The 19,402-nt window shown below is 53.1% G+C and carries 17 protein-coding genes and 1 pseudogene; 3 read left to right on the top strand and 15 right to left on the bottom strand.

Features of this window, described 5'->3' with window-relative positions; genetic code table 11:
* Positions 1-11 precede the first annotated feature (11 nt).
* From KVG88_RS28855 to KVG88_RS28845, 3 genes are all read left to right on the top strand, one after another.
* A complete protein-coding gene (locus KVG88_RS28855; protein ID WP_217873407.1) occupies positions 12-1,001 on the top strand; it encodes an Abi family protein in 990 nt (329 codons plus the stop codon).
* Between the two features lie 873 nt (positions 1,002-1,874).
* Positions 1,875-2,855 carry an integrase domain-containing protein gene (locus tag KVG88_RS28850; protein WP_217873406.1) on the top strand — a complete coding sequence of 327 codons (981 nt, stop codon included), beginning with the start codon at positions 1,875-1,877 and terminating at the stop codon, positions 2,853-2,855.
* Positions 2,852-3,157: a hypothetical protein gene (locus KVG88_RS28845; RefSeq protein ID WP_024697660.1), complete on the top strand. Its 306-nt coding sequence runs from the start codon at positions 2,852-2,854 to the stop codon at positions 3,155-3,157. The genes KVG88_RS28850 and KVG88_RS28845 overlap by 4 nt, the downstream gene beginning before the upstream one ends.
* Before the next feature lie 223 nt (positions 3,158-3,380).
* Here the strand turns inward: KVG88_RS28845 and KVG88_RS28840 are convergent, their stop codons facing one another.
* The 15 genes and pseudogenes from KVG88_RS28840 to aguA form a co-directional block, all read right to left on the bottom strand.
* Positions 3,381-4,760 (bottom strand): hypothetical protein, encoded by a 1,380-nt coding sequence (locus tag KVG88_RS28840; RefSeq protein WP_217873405.1) that lies wholly within the window; start codon positions 4,758-4,760, stop codon positions 3,381-3,383.
* A gap of 229 nt (positions 4,761-4,989) precedes the next feature.
* Positions 4,990-5,439, bottom strand: coding sequence for a ubiquitination-like system serine protease family protein (locus KVG88_RS31140; RefSeq protein WP_225934197.1), 450 nt, complete (start codon positions 5,437-5,439; stop codon positions 4,990-4,992).
* On the bottom strand, positions 5,439-6,614 hold the full coding sequence (locus KVG88_RS28830) for a ThiF family adenylyltransferase (RefSeq protein WP_217873403.1): 1,176 nt from the start codon (positions 6,612-6,614) through the stop codon (positions 5,439-5,441). The genes KVG88_RS31140 and KVG88_RS28830 overlap by 1 nt, the downstream gene beginning before the upstream one ends.
* Positions 6,589-7,344, bottom strand: a complete 756-nt coding sequence (locus KVG88_RS28825) for a multiubiquitin domain-containing protein (protein ID WP_217873402.1) — start codon at positions 7,342-7,344, stop codon at positions 6,589-6,591. Before KVG88_RS28825 ends, KVG88_RS28830 begins: the two co-directional genes overlap by 26 nt.
* Positions 7,345-7,427: 83 nt before the next feature.
* Positions 7,428-10,649 (bottom strand): UvrD-helicase domain-containing protein, encoded by a 3,222-nt coding sequence (locus KVG88_RS28820; protein WP_367616862.1) that lies wholly within the window; start codon positions 10,647-10,649, stop codon positions 7,428-7,430.
* A gap of 181 nt (positions 10,650-10,830) precedes the next feature.
* On the bottom strand, positions 10,831-11,409 hold the full coding sequence (locus tag KVG88_RS28815) for a hypothetical protein (RefSeq protein WP_217873400.1): 579 nt from the start codon (positions 11,407-11,409) through the stop codon (positions 10,831-10,833).
* A complete protein-coding gene (locus tag KVG88_RS28810; protein WP_217873399.1) occupies positions 11,409-12,191 on the bottom strand; it encodes a sigma-70 family RNA polymerase sigma factor in 783 nt (260 codons plus the stop codon). The genes KVG88_RS28815 and KVG88_RS28810 overlap by 1 nt, the downstream gene beginning before the upstream one ends.
* 399 nt (positions 12,192-12,590) lie before the next feature.
* On the bottom strand, positions 12,591-13,244 hold the full coding sequence (locus tag KVG88_RS28805; protein ID WP_150702716.1) for a glycosyltransferase family 25 protein: 654 nt from the start codon (positions 13,242-13,244) through the stop codon (positions 12,591-12,593).
* Between the two features lie 250 nt (positions 13,245-13,494).
* Entirely contained in the window at positions 13,495-14,205 is a 711-nt protein-coding gene (locus tag KVG88_RS28800) for an SDR family NAD(P)-dependent oxidoreductase (RefSeq protein WP_217873398.1), read from the bottom strand.
* Positions 14,206-14,247: 42 nt separating this feature from the next.
* Positions 14,248-14,904: a DsbA family oxidoreductase gene (locus tag KVG88_RS28795; RefSeq protein ID WP_217873397.1), complete on the bottom strand. Its 657-nt coding sequence runs from the start codon at positions 14,902-14,904 to the stop codon at positions 14,248-14,250.
* Complete coding sequence (locus KVG88_RS28790) at positions 14,901-15,119, bottom strand: tautomerase family protein (protein WP_056852134.1); 219 nt, start codon at positions 15,117-15,119, stop codon at positions 14,901-14,903. The genes KVG88_RS28795 and KVG88_RS28790 overlap by 4 nt, the downstream gene beginning before the upstream one ends.
* A gap of 355 nt (positions 15,120-15,474) precedes the next feature.
* Positions 15,475-15,891, bottom strand: a pseudogene (locus tag KVG88_RS28785) (Fic family protein); the annotation flags it as partial.
* A 250-nt stretch (positions 15,892-16,141) separates the two neighbouring features.
* Positions 16,142-17,446, bottom strand: coding sequence for an OprD family porin (locus KVG88_RS28780; RefSeq protein WP_150702679.1), 1,305 nt, complete (start codon positions 17,444-17,446; stop codon positions 16,142-16,144).
* A gap of 392 nt (positions 17,447-17,838) precedes the next feature.
* Positions 17,839-18,051 (bottom strand): hypothetical protein, encoded by a 213-nt coding sequence (locus KVG88_RS28775; RefSeq protein WP_217873396.1) that lies wholly within the window; start codon positions 18,049-18,051, stop codon positions 17,839-17,841.
* A 244-nt stretch (positions 18,052-18,295) separates the two neighbouring features.
* Positions 18,296-19,402, bottom strand: a complete 1,107-nt coding sequence (gene aguA / locus KVG88_RS28770) for an agmatine deiminase (protein ID WP_217873395.1) — start codon at positions 19,400-19,402, stop codon at positions 18,296-18,298.

Here is a 19,402-nt window from a genome sequence, read left to right as displayed (position 1 = left end):
GAGAAAACTACATGAGGCCCTTCGACAAGCCGGCCCTCAGCGTAGAACAGCAATTGGAACTGCTAAAGCAACGCGGCCTGCAAGTCGCTAATGACGACCGCGCCATGCGTTTCCTCGAAGTGGTCACGCTGTTTCGCCTGAGCCCCTACATGCGCCCTTTTCAGGAGCCAAACCCTGAACACACCTTCAAGCCCGGCAGCACTCTGAAAGCAGTCGTCGACATCTACCGCTTCGATGGTTTGTTGCGACGCATCACCATGGATGCCATCGAACCTGTCGAAGTCGCCATCCGAGCGACTATCAGCAATCACATGTGCCCTAAATATGGGCCTGACTGGATAGCTGAGGCGTCAGTTTTCTCCTCGTCATATTCACATTCTGATTTATTACGCCCCCTGCGAGATCAACTGACCAAGGAACGGAACAAACTTGGACGTGAGATCGATCGTATAAAAAAGAGCCGTCAGGCTGATCAGGTCCAGCAGCAGCGGATTGAAAATCGCATGCGCGATAACTATTTTCGATTCTACGGGTCGACCTATGCCCATCCTGAGTTGCCGCCCGCCTGGGCTGTTCTGGAAGAACTTAGCCTTGGAACGGTATCGACCCTCTTCAATGCCATAGGAAAAAGCGTCGACAAAAAAGCGATCGCTAGCAGATTCAATCTCCCCTTCGAAGTATTGGCCTCCTGGCTCCACACCCTGACCTTCATTCGAAACTGCTGTGCCCACCACTCACGACTATGGAACCGAGAGCTCTCGATTCGACCATCCTTACCAAAGGAATGGATCATCCCAAATGCGCCAGACGACCGGCCCCAGCCAAAGCAGCGGCTATTTATCGTATTGACGATGCTGGCCTATCTAACCGACTTGATCAGTCCAGACAGCCAGTGGAAATTTCGTCTGGCCGAAATCATGGATCAGCGGGAACCGGGTTATTTGAAACTCATGGGATTTCCAGATGACTGGAAACGTCAACCGCAATGGTATTTGGAGTAAGGGAGGCCAGAAATCGTGGTTCTTTGCCATTGTGCCCGGCTAACCGTTAGGAGCGAACGCCACATGCCTGAAGCAAAAGGTGGCGCGTAAACCACAGATATCCAACGCAGGATAACTTCATCCAAAGCTGCAGAACTTCCTAAAATTCGAGCTTTGGCTCGAATTACTCACAGGTGAAGCAAAGATCGGGCAAGGGATGTCGTTGACAGCAACCCAGGTAGCCAGAACCTTTAAGGCTACGCCACACCGTGGTGCTTCTCCCAAAGTGCGATTAGCGTCCGGCGGTTCGCACGGTCACAGCGATGTGATGGATGCCTACTTTTACCAGTGTGCCCACTGTGGCAACTCATCCCCTTTTCATAGCTACCCTGCAGCAACCTATCCGCTTGGCCATTTCCTTGCTCCAACCTGCGCCCGTCTCTTTCTACCGGAAAGAGACGGGCGCTCCTACCGCTGCTGCAGCCCAACTCGTACAAGGCTTTGCGGCATTCCCCCTCGTGACAATCGGCGTGACAAACACCGAAGTCGCCAGCAACAGCGATGCAGATGATGGTGCCGCAGCCCACGGAACGGACTGCACCTGACTGACAGTCAGGCATGCCCCGGTTATCGCTTCACTGCCTTCACCCGACTCAAGATCTCGCGGCGCCGGTCTCGTCAGCCAGCGTAGCCTCCACCTGCCCACTTCTGCGGAAGTGTTCAGGAGGCCAGATCATGAGATGCCCAAGCTCCCGGTCGTAAAGAGCCGTCAGTCCCGCGTTAGTGGACAACCCTCACAGGTCGCAGGGGCCTTGATCCCTGATAACACTCAACATTCGTGGCGGGATGACGTGGGGTTGGTTTTAAAAGTTTGGCTTCGAGAGGAATGTGATCATGGCGTTGGTCGGTAGACGGGATAGGCGCAATTTTGGCTATGGTCGGCAGCTGAGCTATGCCGGGCCGCAGGCCCTGAAAGACCTGTTCGGTGGCGGGCACCACGGCACCGTGAAAGCGCACAGTGATAGGTGGCAAGCATTTGTGCGGTGGTGTCGGTCGGAGGATGGCCCGGGATTTAATGACGCTCGGCAGATTGATCGGCAGACCTTGCTGGATTACGCGGAGCATCTGCGTCACCTGGTTGAGCGCAGCGATCTCGCCATTGCTACCGCACAAAATCGACTGTCCAGCGTCAACCGAACCATGGCTGCGCTTCGCGGTGATCAATATGTGAAAGTGCCAAGTCCGAGCACGGCCTTGAGAAAGCAGCGCACCGCCATCCGCACGACAACTCCACAAGGCCAGGATCGCGAACACGTGATGCGCATCGTCGATGCGTTTTGCGAACACCAACTCGCGCGCGCGGCGGCCATTGCGCAGTTGGCGCGAGCCACCGGCATGCGCCTGCGCGAGGCAATTTTGGCCGACCTTCCGCGCCTTAGGCGTGAGGCCGAACAACTCGGCAGGATCAATATTCAGGATGGCACCAAAGGTGGCCGTTCAGGTGCGTCGGCTCCTCGTTGGGTCAGGGTCGATGACCCGATTCGAGAATCGCTCGAGTATGCCGAGCGAGTATCACCAAACGGCAGCCGTAATTTGCTGGCATCGCATGAAAGCTACCGAGACTTCCTGAACAATGTCGTCCACTCCGCACGAGACATCCTGCATGCGCATAACATTAAAGGCTTCCATGAATTACGGGCCGCCTATGCATGCGAACGCTACGAACAAATAACTCAGCATCTCGCACCCATCAATGGCGGCAGCTGCTACAAACTCAACCGGCATCTCGATCAGGAAGCACGAACGCAAATCAGCTATGAACTCGGACACGGCCGTATCGACGTGGTATCGGCTTACATCGGCGGCCGGTCATGAGAAAGCCGTTCGATATGGGGCTGTTTCTGGCTGGTGTTTTGACCGGGTCGCATACCACCCGCCAGCGTCACCTTCGTCAAGCAAAGGTGATCCATGCGGCAATCTATGAACGCTGGCAAAGGGACAACCCAAGAACCTGGCAGCGAAAGCATCTTGCCTGGTTTTTGGATCACCATGTAAGCAAACGTGCAGATTCGACTCGCTATTACTATCTGCTGACTGTGCGCTTGCTCGCGTGTCGCTTGCAAAAGCCTTGGCTGTTCCGCTTACCCGTCGAGAATAAGCATCCCATCGCATCGTGAACCCCGGAAATTAATCCACCCATGGAATTACGGAAATCAAAATCACGCTCTTGCGTAAACACCAAGCGTGCAAAGCAAGGCTGGCTCATCCGAAGTTAAATTATGGCCTGCTTGAATCGAGAAGTAACCAGTTGTGGTAGAGACGCTCAGATCACTCCAGGTACAACTTCGAAAAGCCTAGCTGCAAAAACTAGGCTCGATGGGGTAATTCTATACTAAAGTGTTAGGCGTCGGACTGGGCTCGATCTTTATATTTTTTCAATGCCCGCCCCAAAGCACATAGAAGTCTAGTGATGAAACGACGTATTCCGCTCCATACTTCTGAAAAAACTTTTACTGCACGACGGCGCTGAGCAGGTGGACGACTATCCATTTCGACCACTTTAGTAGTGGCGTTTGCTATTTTACCCCCAAGAATCATCGATGCTGCTAAGAAGTAAAAAAGTCGATGGTGTTTAGCTTTCTTTACTTGGGCCGCCAAGGCAACCAGTTTAGTAATTTGTGGTTTTGAAGCAACGAGCGAAGGAACTATACACTCACTACCCAATGCCACACTGGAAAGCAAAGATACATTTTCAACCTGTACATTCGGCTTATCTGGAAATGCAGAGCAGTAGGTGCTTGGCACTCTTTCGCAGAAACGAGAAGAAGGCGAGCTTCTAGTCACGCCAGCGGCAATACTTACCACTGGGCATACTTTCTGATTATATTCAGCAATCTCTTTCCGAATTTGAATTATCTTTTCCGGTGATATATCTCGACCTGGACGCTTATAGATATCCGTACTGCTATCCGGACCAAACTCTTTGAAGTAAAATTCACCATTTACCGCTATTTCACCAAGTTCTTGCTGAACATAAACTGACCACTGACACGATGAACTTCCATTTAATCCATGAGCGTCACAGTAGCTTTCATAAGCTCTAACCTGACCCAGTAAATACTCGCTGGATTTTTGTACCTCAGCAGTAGCCTCTTTAAGCTGGGAGATATTTTCGTTGGCACCGTTATCTGCAACGAAAAAGACCGCTGCGACAATTGCCATTGAAAACCATAGATGGTCATAGCACTGCCGAAAACGGTCACCCAAACTAAAATTATCGTAAATAATAATTATAGTTGCCCAGCCGGCTAAAGCTCCCAATACCAGAATAGGAACTATGCCCAATTCACTACCTAGCGTACCCGCACCTTGAATAACAAACCGCCCTGGCAAATAGTTAATAGATGGAAAAAAACCTAAAACATTTAATAAGCCCGGTGCTATGGACAGTAAAAAAAATATAAAAACCCCTCTCTTGCCCCCTAGGGCATGAGCCGCCATAGCGACCCATGGGATCAAGAAAAATGTTAATAACATAAGTCCCCCCAATGGAATCATGACAGCTTCTGAAGGTGACCAGTAACTTTCAACCAACATCCCCGCATCGTCATACTTAACAAAATTGGAAGACGCCCAATTGAGCCCCTCCAAAGTTTGATAAATACTGTACGCCCCACCATAAAGAAAATCGAAGTATGGTCGAAAAAAAGCTGAAAAACTCAAAATCATATATATATATAAATCCTCATTAAAATCTACAGTTAGTAAATGGTTAACCATCAAAACAACTCTTACTATTCAAAGCAAAAAAATCAACAATCTTAACAAAAACACAAGACTTAGAAGCACAAGCGTCTCGACGCCCCCGAATCACTACACAAAGATCCGAGCCAAATGCACGCACCACTGCTATCAGCCGACCGAGATTTACCCGATATGGAGACTATAACCTCAACCATCCAATTGGTTTTATGGAATAGTTTATACACAAAGAAGATCAAAATAATTATTAGCGAAACCAACCTAACAACTTCTCCAACATTCCTTTTTGTGCTACGCGCGGTGCAGATCCAGAGTTCTGCATTTCTTTTTTCGGAAGAGCAACCAACTCCGCAGAGTTTGCATAAAACAAAGCTTTCGCTGCCTTGTCACGTCTTTGCTCTGCCTCGATCTTGGCTTTATCCCAAGGCTCAGCCTCTATTACCCGACTCCCCTTAACCACATAGTGCGATCTACAAGGTAGATTCCAGTTGCCTACCGATGGCCATAGTGAAATTGACTCGCCGTCATAGGTCAACTTCCAGTCCGTTGGAGTCAGAGGTGTCACCACTTCAAGGCCACAGCCGCAACAGCAACTGTGGACTACGGTACCGTACTCCATCGAAACGTACAGAATGCCAGGTTCTAATTCTCGCGGGACCCCTTTTACGAAGCAGGGGGTAAGTTGGTTATAACGCATCATTGCGTGTCCCCATTCAGCAGCATATTTCCGTCGGTTGTATAGGAACAGTGATGTTCATTTTCTAGGTCACGGTAAAAGCCAAGAAGTTTTTTCCATTTGATTACGGCAAGTGCCGCGTTCATCATGTTTAATTCGGCGACCTGAATGTTCGACGCGTACACGTTTTCCGCGCCCCCTCCCTCGAAAGACACTCGCTTGCGAATATGATCACGTTTGATCGGGGTGCTAGCCGTCACGCGGAGAATGCCGCCCAGCGAGCCATTGACCAGTTCGAGTCCCATTCCCACATCCACGAAGGGAACTCCCATCTCTTCCAACTTCTGCACCGCCAAACGCTTTGGCTCGCCCGCATCCATACAGAGGAAGGCGAAGGTGGCTCCGTTCAGAAGGTTGAGATGATCTGCATCCATCGGCACTGCATGCGGCTGGATATGACGGTGCATTTTCCCGTAGATGCCAGCTAAGTAATGAACTTTCTTCGGGACCTCGCGGAGAGTGTCAATTGACGGGGCTCCAGGGGCGCGAAAAGCGTTGTGTTGTAGGAAATCGTCGCCGTCAATGAGACGGATCTCGCTCACCGGTGTTTTCGCCACTTGGTCGAGCACATACGATCCTGTGCCACCAACACCGAGGATTACGATGCGCTGTCCTTCAAGCCGCGCGGTCAACGCCCCAATACCCACTCGGTCAGATGCAGTTTCCAGATAGTTAAATACACTGTCCTCTTCTTCGTCCGGATGTCTGAACACCCGCGGAGTAGCGCCAGGTTTAAGAATTGCCGCGTGGCCAGAAATAATCGTCGCGTACGTCGTCATCTTCTGATGGTAATCGCTGTAACCCTCAGGCCCGGGTTTGCTGGAGAACATGTGCTGAGCACTCAGTCCGTGCCCCAGATCTACCGCTGCGCTCTGATGGGCGATTGCTTGGATGGGTGCGCCCTGGGAAGTGCACGGGAAGTCACCGTCGAAGTGAATCGTGTGCGGTTCGGGCTTTTGGGTGACGTTCCCGGACATACAAAGGCTCGAGACGAGCGTGCCGATCTTCACTTCCCGCTGCGCGTTAACGTACGGTACTTCGCGCATGACCAAAAAGCCGCCCACGATCTGCACGTAGTACCCATCCTCGCGCAAGCGCTTAAGGTCGTTATTAAGACTGAATGGTGCGGCTGACATTGATCACGCTCCCGTTCTTTACTTCAACAAAGCCGCTTGCGGCCAATTCACCGCTGTGGGGCTTAGAAGCCACACCGCGGTACGTAATCGAATACACGATCTCAGCTGTCGGAGCCTCACCCGGGTAAGCGATAGCTACTAGCTGCTCGAAAGTTTGGTGACTGTCATTGACCTGGACTTCGCGGCCATTAACTACGATGTCGATTTTCGGCTTGCGCTTGGGAGCAGTCACAAAATGCTCCACCCCCGGAGCTGTAAGATCCACCGCCTCGTTCGGTTCAATCTCGCGATCGTCACCTCCGCGGATGACCATGAAGACGGCCTCGCCCTCACCGGGTTTCGCCAGTTCGTAAAGTGCGGCGCCTGAAATCGCGGGCTTGCCCCATGATATTTGGCTGTCGTTGACAGTCAGCTTGAAATCGCGATCGGTCTGGAATGCCACAAAGCGTTCAGCACCGCGACCGCGTAGATCGAAGGGTTCATCAAGGCGCAAGTCTTCAAAATCCCCTGTTTCCAGAATTGCAAACAGGCTGTAGTCGTCATATGCACGCAATCCAGCAGCGACAAGGATTTGGCGACCCAGTGGCACGGGGTCGTTGACTTCAATTGCGCGGAAGTTCAGGTTTTCTTGGGCGAACAGAATGCGATAGGCGTGAGCCGAATGCAGATCGCGGCCCTCGCGAATTGCCTCACCTAAATCGTCTACATCTATAATTTTATCGGTTTTCATTTGCTGACCTTTACGGTTCAGCCAGACCCAGTGTCCGGCTTTACCTAGTCATCGGTGTAACAAAAGCAAACCGGTAAATTAATTTAGAAATTTTTGTGAAGCTGCCCTGGAGGGATAGGACCGCAGACAAAAAAAGCAGGACAGGCGGGACACACCCGCGATGATGGCTCAGTACGAAACACGCCAGAGCGGATACTTTCAAGTGAGGCCGCAAGCTTGATACTCCCGCCTTCCAGCTGCTTGGGCGTGAAGATCAATGGGTGGACTGCTTGGTCAGAAAGATAGACATACTCTACCTTTGCGTCGGGATAGCTCTGTCGTGAGGCCAACAGGAATGCCGTAGCACCAATCCCCGTCAGGTCACTTTTTCTGGAATGCCCAGTCCGTATCCGCCGAAACGTCAAGTGTCCATCGGGCGCCACTAACACGTCATCAGGTAACACAACGATTTGCTCTCCTCCGACAGTTAAACTCATGCCAATTGGCCGTTGAGTAGTATGGCCCTGTCGGATAGAAGCGAAAAAGCTCATCATGCCTTTGGCCATCTCAAGATAGTCCCCCGCATACCCATGCTGTGCGAGGCCGGAGAAGGAGAAGGTCTGATCCAAATAGTTGGCGATAGATTCGGGGGATGAGTCGCTTCCTTGAATCAGAGACTGGACAGTGGTACGGACCGCATCGTGCATTTGCATGAATGGCGTTAAAGTACGCTTACCTCCAACTTGTAACACGTAGGTATAGAAGAAACGACGCTGGCACGAATGGTAGAGCGAGACCTCATAGTCGGCTAGGCTCAGACCCGCATTCATCACCAACTCAATTGCCCCGTCTTCAGGCGCTTCGGGTACTGACCGTGAAAGCATAGTTGCAGCTATCTCGACATCGGTACCCAGCCTACTAATGAACTTCGACAATGCTCTCTTATGGCCAATGGCGTTTCGAGCGGCGGCGTACATGAATATCCGATCTCTGGCTCTCGACAGTGCAACGTAGAAAAGGCACTCCTGTTCTTTTTCATGCTCCCTCCGATGCGGCTCTTCGGTATCGCCACCATCTCCTTCGATCATATTCAACGGAGGCGGACAACCGAGGGGAAGCATCGCCCGAGGTAGCGTACCGGTATTCAACCCAGGCAGGTGCACCACTGGAAACTCCAAGCCTTTGGCACCGTGGATCGTCATTAGCCGCACCGCGTCGATACTTTGCGCCGCACTAGGTAGTTGTCGAAGATCTCTATCGTCGCCCAGCCTTACCAGACGCCGAATACGATCCAATAACCGCGAAATCGGCAATCCCTTACCGGCGGGCTGTACCTTGACGAAATTCATCAGTTGCCACGTTGCGATACCTCGCGCCCGATCGACTGCTTTAGACGACTGCGCTAAGTTTGCCGCCATTCGGGTTCGGTCCAGTAACACTGTTGCGATAACATCCCAAGGCGATGCACTCCCATCAAAGCCTTCAAGTGCGGCGGCAACCTTGCCTAATCCCGATCTACTTTCTGCGGAAAGACTATCAAGCGCTCCTCCTAGCGATCGCCAACTTCCAGCATCTAAGTCGTAATCCCTCAAGTGGCCTATTACCGCAGCCACATCCCCCAAAGTCATCTCAAACTCAGGAAGACAGGCTGTCCGCACAAGTCCCATTGCCCGGCGGTCTACCAATAGTGAAACCAGAGACAGGAGGTCCTTGACCTCAGGCCGCTCAAATAGGCTCCCCAAAAAGAGGACCGGTATATCGAGCATCTCGAGCTTCTGCCCCATTTCGGAAAGTTTTTCGTTACCAGTGCACAAGACTGCTTGGTCTCGATAGCTGTAACCTTCGGCGAGCATTTCCGCGACAGCGTCGGCAATGGCTACTACCTGTTGATCACCCTGATCCACCTGACGCAGTTGCACGGGATGACCACACTTACCCCTATCGGATTCCAGCCCACTTGCGCCATCACCAACGGCCATACCAACCGCAAAATTTGAGAACGCTGTCACGACCTCGCTCACAGATCGATAGTTCATTTTCAACCGGCCGCGCTCGCCGCCCACAAAGTCCTCAACCCCGAACCTTTCCATGTTGAAACTAGAAGCACCACGGAAGCGGTAGATCGATTGCTTCGCATCTCCCACGACCCACAAATTTTCCCCGTTACCACACAGCGCCGACAATAGCCTTACACTGCTCCGATTAACGTCTTGGTACTCATCAACTAAAACATGGTCGTAAGTGCCTCGAACGAGGCTTCTCACCTCCATATTATTTTCTAGCAATTGAACCGGAAGACAAACCAGATCACCGAAGTCGATGGCGCGCACGTGATGCTTTAGTTGCTCATACACTTCATAGACCTTGGCAACTTCTAGCGCTTTCTCGGCCGCGAACAGGTCTTCGTCGCTGACCGCCGATGCAAGCATAGACTCGGCAAGGGTTTGGTAAGCCTCAACCCCTACAACCTCATCTTTGGCTCGAGAAATAGCCGAAAGGATATCAACGATGATGTTGGTGGGGTCGTAGATGTCTCGATAATGATTGAGCCGCAGTCTGGGAAACTCGATCTCCAGTAACTCGACCGCCTCTGTGCGATCAAGCAAACGGGGGTCTGCTGGAAGTCCACATTCCGTATGAAAGCGCCTGAGAAGGTCCAAGCCAAAGGCGTGAAAGGTACCCGTCCACATAGCAGCTGCGGCGGCCTCGTCTGCACGAGCGACACGTTCTGCGATCTCACCTGCTGCTTTATTCGAGAACGTCAGCACCAAGATGCGGCGCGGGTCAACGCCATCCGCTAGAAGCCTCTCAAGACGGGCGATTAGCGTTTTAGTCTTTCCTGTGCCCGGCCCTGCCTCCAGTATGTACGCGCTTCCCCTATGGTTCGCCGCAATCGCCTGCAACTCGTTGAGTTGCCGTTCTTGATGCCCGTCCGACATGGCTGCGATGACAGGAAGCAGCAGTGAGTCAAGCAACTGCTGAGCCACTACATCGAAGGGAGCGCCTAATCTTGTGGCGATTTCCGAAGCCGTCATACCGTCTTCTAGGTGCAATTTCCGGACTACGGACCTGGGCAATAAGAAGTCACGAGCAAAAAGATCCATCTGGACCTCTCTTCGCTGTCGCCTTCCGTAATCCACTACACGTTCGATGCCAATAGGCGACGCCTCGGAACTACGGGCAGGATCAATACCATACGGCGTAGAGTCTTCGGAGTCTTCGACGTCATCCCCAAGCTCTATGTGACCTATTTCGTGGGCAATGAGGAAAGCCATTTCAAACTCGCTATCACCCCGCTCATAGAGGATGAGGCTTTCATCGCGCACAAAAGTCGCCCTACCACCGTTGAGGACCGCTGCACCTTTACTCGTAGATTCAGCATCCAGATTGCGGCGCTTTACCTCAGCGAGTGCAAACGTGAGTGGTCTCCAAGGATCGTGGCCGGCAACTATCGCCTCGTAGTGCAAGATTTCGGCAGCCTTGCGGGCGATCTCTACACCGTCCATCTCAGACGTCGTCCGCTAATAGCAACTCGATTTGCTCATCCGACAAACCGGCATCGCGCAACAATTGCTCGAATGTCACGCGAACAGCCTCTGAAGGTTTACCGTCAGCCTTGTAACTTCTCGTCTGTGACTGCGTAGGCAAGGAAAGCGAGTCCTGTAAGTCCTGCACGCTGCGTCCCAGCAAACCAGCGAGTCTAGCCAGAAAGCGCGTTGGAATGGATGCGACAATTACGGCTCGCTCACGAAACGCAGTAATCACCTGTCGAGGCACATCAAGCGTATGAGCAACTTCTCGCAATTTTGACACCGACAAGTCAGCGAACAAGTCTGCTACGGCCTTGATCGGAGCGCTTTGGATACGAGACCACGCCGTATCAATTCGTATTTGGTCTTCAATCGACATCGGGCTTTCATCCTGAATGTCGAACCGAAAAATTTCCTGGGAGAGATCTACCAACTGTGGCGCGTATTCAGGGTATTCCTGCAGATACCGTCGCAGCGTCTGACCGTCAGCATCGTGCTCCATTGCGAACGATTCGAGCACTTGATCAAGTGATAGCTTGGGGAGATGAGCGGACATTATTTCTCTCCTCGGGTTATAAACATCCGTATCCGGGAAAAAGCCATGTCACGGTGGGTCCGAATGGTTTTCTCTGACTTCCCGAGCGACTTAGAGATGGTCGCCGTGTCAGGATCATTTGAGTCGATCTGAACTCCTTGGCGCAACATTTCGATAATCCTCTGCTGCAATGGTGGTAACTCATCCATCGCTGCATCCAAGCGAGAACGGTAAATATAATCGTCAAGAATCGTTGCGTCGAAGAGATCATAAGAACCTACGGCCTGCTGGACGTTGATATCGAGCTCTCCATTTTCTTCCTCAGCTCCGAGGTCAGTGTTGCGATTGTCTTCCTTCCAAGCCTTGTCCTGAGCATCAAGCTTCAACCGTGCAAGGCCACCATTGAAGTGAATTTCGAAAAAATCCAAGCGTTCTTCGTACCCGGCACGCTCTTGAAGCAGAAGAGTCACGAGCTTGTCGTAGACCTGTTCAAATACCTGGCTCCTGACAAGGGAGAGTGATCCATCCGGGTTTTCTACCCTTGGCATTGCCCGTCGTACTCTCTCGGCAAGCACCTTAAAAAGCTGCTCAAAAAGCACTTGGTCATTGGTCCGACAGCTTCTTCGCACAAAGTGCAAAACACATTCAGTGGGAACGTAGCCTGGTTCGCCTTTCGGTAGCCGCGTCCGACTCACGATATCCTTAGCCGGAATGCCGCCGAGTTCAACTAAAGCTCGCTCAATATCAGGAAACCGTGTGTACAGGCTTCCGTCAGGCTTCTGTTTGCGCAAAGGAACAATCAAAACAAACTCCCTTTAAATTTTGGTGCTCGCCGACGCAGCTCACCTCGCAGCTACGGCCATAAGCCTAGGATGTCACAATAACATCACCGCTTGACAGTCCTACCCCTTTTGCTAGGCGGCTCACTTAAGACAAACCAAAAGCGAGAGGACCTTCCTTATCTAGACGTAAAGGGTAGCTTTAGAGGTAGAAAAGAATTTTCATCTTCAGAAAAATCATTAATGGCAAATAGTTAGGTATCCATTCGACTCCTGGTGCCGCACCATACAAAACAAAGCCCTCGTAGAAATACGAGGGCTTTGTTGTTTCCGGGGCTAAATGATCCAGCGCTGTTCGCAACAAGCCTGAGTCATCCATGACTCAACAGGCTCCGCTTAACCCACCTTCAAGAAAACCCGAAATCAAAACCTCAACCTGAACACCGTTCGCCAGATGTTCTTGAGCAATGACCGTTGGTGTTTTCTCCAGTTGCCCTCCCACCATTCGTCCTCATTAATGGCAACCGTTTGGATATCACTGCCTGTTTGCGTCGCCGCGTGCTGGCGGAAAAGCATCGGGAACACGCAATGTTGTTTGATCTGTTGCTTGAACAGGACATCGACCGGCGTTCCGCTATACGGCGTGCCGGCTAAAACCTGGCAGCCTTCGCGCGAGATGATGTAAGCGTGCAACGCCACCACCTCACCACGGGCGATGAATGGAAACCAGGTCAGCCAGGTTCTCCCCATGCTGTAGCCCAAGTGCAGCGCTTGAAAGGCGTTGTTGCGAACAAATCGGTTCACCCATCGCACCTGAGTAGCGCGAAGCGTGTAGGGTTTCGCATCGTCTTCGAAGACCAGAATTCTCTGCCAACCTTCAGCCAATAGCATTTTGGCCAGCGCTTGATGCGACTCATAGCAACCCCGGACTGGATCATCACAGCGCTGCGCAATGAAGAATTCAATCGGGTTGGAAATGTTACGTGAGACGGTTTGCCGGAAAAGCTCACGTCGGTCTTTGCGCTCGCCCAATGAGATGCAGAACACGCGGTCGACATCGAAAGCGACCCTTGGCAGGTTGAGCGGCATCCCCCTGCGAATCTGAACGCGATGCACTTGAAATCCTTGAATGACTTTTCCATAGCCCCGCGCCACAGAAAAGAATCAATGATCTACAAGAGTTTGCCTCTCTGTATGTCAGACGCTTCCTTAAATAAACGTGATCACGCATTTGATCATCACAAACAAGCCCTTTTCCCCTCATCAAAAAAAGAAGCCCTCGTATTGCTACGAGGGCTTCTTTCATTGCGGTGTGCATAACCAGATCTTAGTGACCCGCACTTTGGCCGCCATCGACGTGGAGGATTTCGCCGGTGACAAACTTGGCGTTGTCCAGGTACACGACCGCTTGTGAAATATCATCGATCTCGCCCATATGCCCGACCGGATGCAGAGCGCCCAGTGCAGCATGGGTTTCTTCGCCGTGCATTGGGGTTTTGATGATGCCAGGGCTGACCGCATTCACCCGGATACCACGCTTGGCGTATTCGATAGCCAGGGATTTGGTCGCCGCGTTCAAGCCGCCCTTGGTCAGCGAAGCCAGTACCGAAGGCACGCCGTCGATCGCGTGGTCCACCAGACTGGTGGTGATGTTGACGATGTGGCCGCTGCCCTGTTTTTCCATCTCGTTGATGGCCAGTTGAGTGATGTAGAAGAAACCGTTGAGGTTCACCGACAGCACGTTGGCGTAATCTTCAGCGGTATACGCAGTGAATGGCTTGGCGACGAAGATGCCGGCGTTGTTGACCAGGGTGTCGATGCGGCCAAAACGGGCGATCGCTTCACGGATGACGCTTTGCGCGGTTTCCGGTTCGCCGATGTCGCCGGCCACGGTCAGGATGTCCGGATCGGTCGAAGGCTTGATCGAACGCGAGGTAGCGACAACCTGGTAGCCGAGTGCGCGGAAGGCCTTGACCATGCCATCGCCCAGACCTTGGGATGCACCGGTGATCACAACGACTTTTTTCGAATTGCTCATGATAAATACCTCTAACAAAAGTGGGGTTTGAAATTTGGTGAATCAGGCTTCGGCAGGTGCCTGGGCCATTTGTCTCAACATCTGTTCGTAGTACTCGACCGATTGCGAACCAGACACCAGGTGACGACCGTTCAGCACCATGGCCGGGACCGAATTGATGCCGTGCTGTTGGTAAAACGCCTCCAATTCACGCACCTCTTCGGCAAACGCACCCGACGCCAACACCTCACGCGCACGGGCCTCGTCCAACCCGGCTTCATCCGCCAGCCGCACCAGCGTCGGCTGATCGCTCGGGTTCTGGCCTTCGCTGAAGTAAGCGCGGAGCAGGATCTTCTTCAGCGCCACCTGACGCCCTTCCACCTGCGCCCAATACAGCAACCGGTGAGCGTCGAAGGTGTTGTAGAAGTGGGTGCGTTTCTCCAGGTCAAACTTGAAGCCGATGGCATTGCCGCGTTCAATCTGCATCGCTTTGCCATTGGCGACGTCCTGGGCGGTACGTCCGTATTTGCGCATCAAGTGCTCGACGGCTTTCTCGCCTTCGGCCGGCATGCCCGGGTTCAGTTCGAAAGGCTTGTAGGTCAGCTCAACCGATACCTCACCCGCGACGTTATCTATCGCCTGCTCCAGTGCCGTCGCCCCCAGTGCGCACCATGGGCACACTACGTCGGAGACGAAATCGACGGTGACCGACGGCGTCATGACTGCCCCTCTTCCGCCAGTTGCTTGCGGTATTGAGTGGTGGTGATCCCGGCGTAACCCCAGTTATCGGTGTCGACTTCCTCGATCACGATGTGGGTCAGGTCAGGGCGTTTGTTGAGCACGCGCTCCAGTGTTTCAGTGATCTCGGCAATCACCTGAGCTTTCTGCTCAGTGGTAACGCCATCGCGGGTGATGCGTACGCTTACGAAAGGCATGAGGGAAACTCCAGTGACCTTCCCGTCGGGATGATGGGAGAGGCGTTGGAGCTCAATGTAGGGAGTTAGCTGGAGGGGATAAAGGTGGGGACGGGAACTTCATTCGTTACGTGGCGTAATCAATTAACTTCATGACGCTTGAATTAACCGCCACTCCTTCTTCAACTGATAATCGCCACAAGAGCGCGAAACCGACTGCCCTCAGGTGGCAATAGTCGGCGTTAGGAACCCCGTTGGTGACCTGAAAATCAGCGTTCGGGTGAGACCTCTTTTCCCTTGCTTGAGAGTGGACAATATCTAGCAAGCGTCTCAAAAAAAGCAGCCTGCTTAGGCTGCGTTTTTTGTTAGAGGCTCTTCAGACAGCGTAATGTTTGAATTCGTTACTGTCGCGGATGAGTAACTGCATCAGTTTAGGATGAATAAAGGTGTGTTCAGCCAAAGCATGGATGGCGGCAATCTTGGCAGTCGTCCAGCGCGCAGTTTCTTCCAAGGCACTCAACATGAATAACAGGCATGGCTCCCAAGCCCGTTTGGCTGTCACTTCCAACAGGAGTCGGTAGTAATCTGCGCGCTGGGCGATGATGTAGCGACTGAGGTAAAGAATCGGCAAATTCAGCAGACCTTCCTGAATCAAAAACAGGGTATTGAGGACCCGCCCTGTGCGACCATTACCGTCGACAAACGGATGAATGGCTTCAAATTGATAGTGCCCGACGGCCATGCGCACGAGAGGGTCAAGATCGGTTTCGTTATGTAGAAAACGCCCCCAGTTTATTGTATGTTTTTTGAGCAGATGAAGACTTCACTCATGTCGCCAGTGTAGACATGACGCCTTAACGTGTCGCAATTTTTCAATTTTTGCGACACGTTTCTGGAACATGTCGCCGCCGACGACACGTTCTCAACACATGTTCCCAACATCGAGTTTCGGCGACATGAGCTTTTTTCAAAGTCAAAAAAAGCCCCGAACCAGTCGGGGCTTCTTTTTTGCTTAGCCTTGCATCAGGCCTTGTTACCCATCATCAGAAAATATTGATCGGGTAATCCACAAACACACGTACTTCGTTGCCGCTGACGTTGTACTCGCTCGACTTCTGCGACACGCGCAGGATTGAGCTGCGCAGTTTCACGCTGAGGTCTTTGGCCGGGCCGCTTTGTACGACGTATTTGAACTGGTTGAAGATTTCACGCTCGGTGCCGCCTTCGCTGGTGGAGGTGGTGATGTTGTCACCGCGCACGTAAGCGAAGTTGTAGCTCAGGCCTGGAACACCGAAGGTGCTGAAGTCCAGGCCGTAGCCCAGTTGCCAGCTGCGTTCGTCTTCGGCGTTGAAGTCGGACCAGTAGGAGTTCGCCAGGTAGATGGTGTTGCCACCGTCACCGACGCGGTGTTGGTCTTTCTGGTAGCCGCCGTAGGCATAGCCCAGGTTGCTGTCGCCGGTGCTGCGCTGGTGCGCGAGCGTGAAAGAGTGCGCGCCGGTGGCGAAGGTGGCTGCCAGGCTCCAGATCTTGTTGTCGTCGCCGGTGACGATGCTTTCGCCAGGTACGGTATTTTCGCGGACATAGGAACTGTCCAGCTTGGTACGGTAGCCGTTGAAGTCCAGGGTCAGGGACTGATCCTTATCGATCGGGAACACGTAGTTCGCGTTCACGTATTGCTTCTTCAGCACGTCTTCTACGTCGGAAGCGTACAAGGAAGCCTTGAATTGCTCGGTGAACTGGTAGCTACCGCCCAACACGTTGATCGACTTCAAGCCACCGCTGTCACGGCCTTCAGCGCTTTTGCGCGATTCGGCGGTGAAGCGACCGGCGTTCAATTCCAGGCCCTTGATCTCCTTGGAGGTGATCAATGTACCGGTGTAGCTTTCCGGCAGCAGACGCACGTTGTCGTAGCTCAATACCGGCAGCGCCGGCATCTGGTCGCCGTAGGTCAGGGTTGTGCTGGAAAGACGGAATTTGACCGCCGCACCGCCCTTGGACAAGTCGTCGGCAGGTTCGCCACTGGAACCACGCTTGAAGAAGTCGATGCCTTGAGCACCGCTGCGACCTTCATTGCGCTCCAGATTGAGTGCGTACAGACCGAACGCATCCACACCCACACCGACGGTGCCTTGGGTGAAACCGGACGAGAACGTACCGATGGCCGCTTGGCCCCACTCGGATTTGTCGTCGTTACCGTTCTTGTAGTCACGGTTCATGTAAGCATTGCGCAGCAGCACTTTGAGGCTGCTGTCTTCAACAAATCCCTTGGATTCGGCCTGGTCGTTAGCCATAGCCTGTGTAGCGCTCAAAATCCCCAGAGCGATCAGACTGATTCGCTTGTTCAACATTTTGTTTTCCTTATTACGGGTTGAAACGCGCTGTGTCGAACGGCTGAAACGGCACTATCGCGCTCTTTTTTCGTTCCGCAAACAAAAAGGCCCGCACACGAGTTCTCGTGGCGGGCCTTTTTCTTATTTTTTGGACATGGCGGTTTGCCACAGGCGTTGGGCCGAATCGTAGCTGCGCACTCGACCATGTGTCAATTTCATGAATCGTCTGTAATTAGGCGAAAATCATCTAAGAATATGCTTTGCGTGGCAGAAACAATCAACCGAACTGTGTTTCTCAACTCAATTTCGCAGGCTCGCCCCATTTACGATCCAGTGGCCATGAAAAACGCGAAAAAAAAGCGCCGCCTTCCCGGCAGCGCTTTTTCCTTATCAATCCGTTGTTTTTCTTCTTATCCTTCGATCACATCCCACAACGCATCCAGTTCCGCTTCGCTGAATAGACCAGCGGGGTAGCGCTCGATCATCGTCCGGCGCGGATCAGTTTCACTGATCGGACGCGTTCCATTGGACTTGAACCAGTGCGCCAGGATCTGGAGCGATTCGCCATTTACTGCCAGGGGATGCAACGCCCGCTCGCTCACAACGTTCACTTCGGCGTTCATTTCAGCGCTCTCTCCCGGTTTGTGAGCGGCTAACTTATCCAAGGTTTATGACAGAACATCGCAGTTCTCCCCTCCCTGTTATGCATCGGTGGAGATACAAGAGCTATGCCAATGTTTCCGAACTGTCGACAAGCGGATACAAAAAAGCCCGCAGTCCTTAAGGGCTGCGGGCTTGGGGCATGACATCACGCGAAAACGTTTGCCTTACCGATTTTGCATTCAACTCAAGCTGTTACAACTGCACTCACTCTTTGTGCGGTGCCGGCTGTTGCTGGGTAAGGCAGTGGATATTGCCGCCACCCAGTAACAGTTCGCGGCCCGGCACCATGACGACTTCGTGCTGTGGGAACAGGTTCTGCAAAATCTCTTTTGCTGGACCATCAAACGGGTCGTCGAAGCTCGGTGCAATGATGCCGCCGTTGACGATCAGGAAGTTCACATAGGAGCCGGCCAGACGCACCGACGGATTGCGTTCCTGGGAGCCATCCACCGGATCGACACCGGCGCATTCTTCCTCGGTCGCGTACAGCGGCCCCGGAATCGGCATTTTGTGCACCGTGAACGGGCGCCCTTTCGCGTCGGTGCTGCTTTGCAGCACTTTCATGGCCGCCTGGCAGCGGGGGTAGTTCGGGTCTTGCGGGTCGTCGGTCCAGGCCAACAGCACTTCACCCGGGCGCACGTAGCAGCAGAAGTTATCCACATGGCCATCGGTTTCGTCGTTGAACAAACCGTCCGGCAGCCAGATGATTTTATCCACAGACAAATTAGCGCTGAGCACCGCTTCGATGTCGGCGCGGTTCAGGTGCGGGTTACGGTTGCGGTTGAGCAGGCATTCTTCGGTGGTGATCAGCGTGCCTTCGCCGTCGACATGGATCGAACCACCTTCGAGCACGAAACCTTCGGTGCGATAGCGCGGGCTGCGTTCGATCTCGCAGATCTTGCCGCCCACCTGCGAATCGCGGTTCCACGGCGAATACAGGCCGCCGTCGAAGCCGCCCCAGGCGTTGAAATCCCAGTTCACGCCACGGACTTCGCCATTGTTATTGATAACGAACGTCGGACCGGTGTCGCGAACCCAGGCGTCGTCGCTGGACATCTCGACAACGCGAATATTCGGCACATCGAGGCGCGCACGGGCGTTTTCGTACTGGCCGGCGGAAACCGCGACGGTCACCGGTTCGAAACGAGCGATGGCCTTGGCCACCGCCACGTGCGCGGCTTGCGCCGGTTTGCCGCCCAGGCGCCAGTTGTCCGGGCGCTCTGGCCAGATCATCCAGGTCTGGGTTTGCGGTGCCCACTCGGCCGGCATGTAAAAGCCGTCTGCGCGAGGGGTGCTGTTCAAAGTGGTCAT

It is taken from the genome of Pseudomonas azerbaijanoccidentalis (assembly GCF_019145495.1).
Lineage (GTDB): Bacteria > Pseudomonadota > Gammaproteobacteria > Pseudomonadales > Pseudomonadaceae > Aquipseudomonas > Aquipseudomonas azerbaijanoccidentalis.
This window is presented reverse-complemented; position numbering and strand designations above follow the sequence as displayed.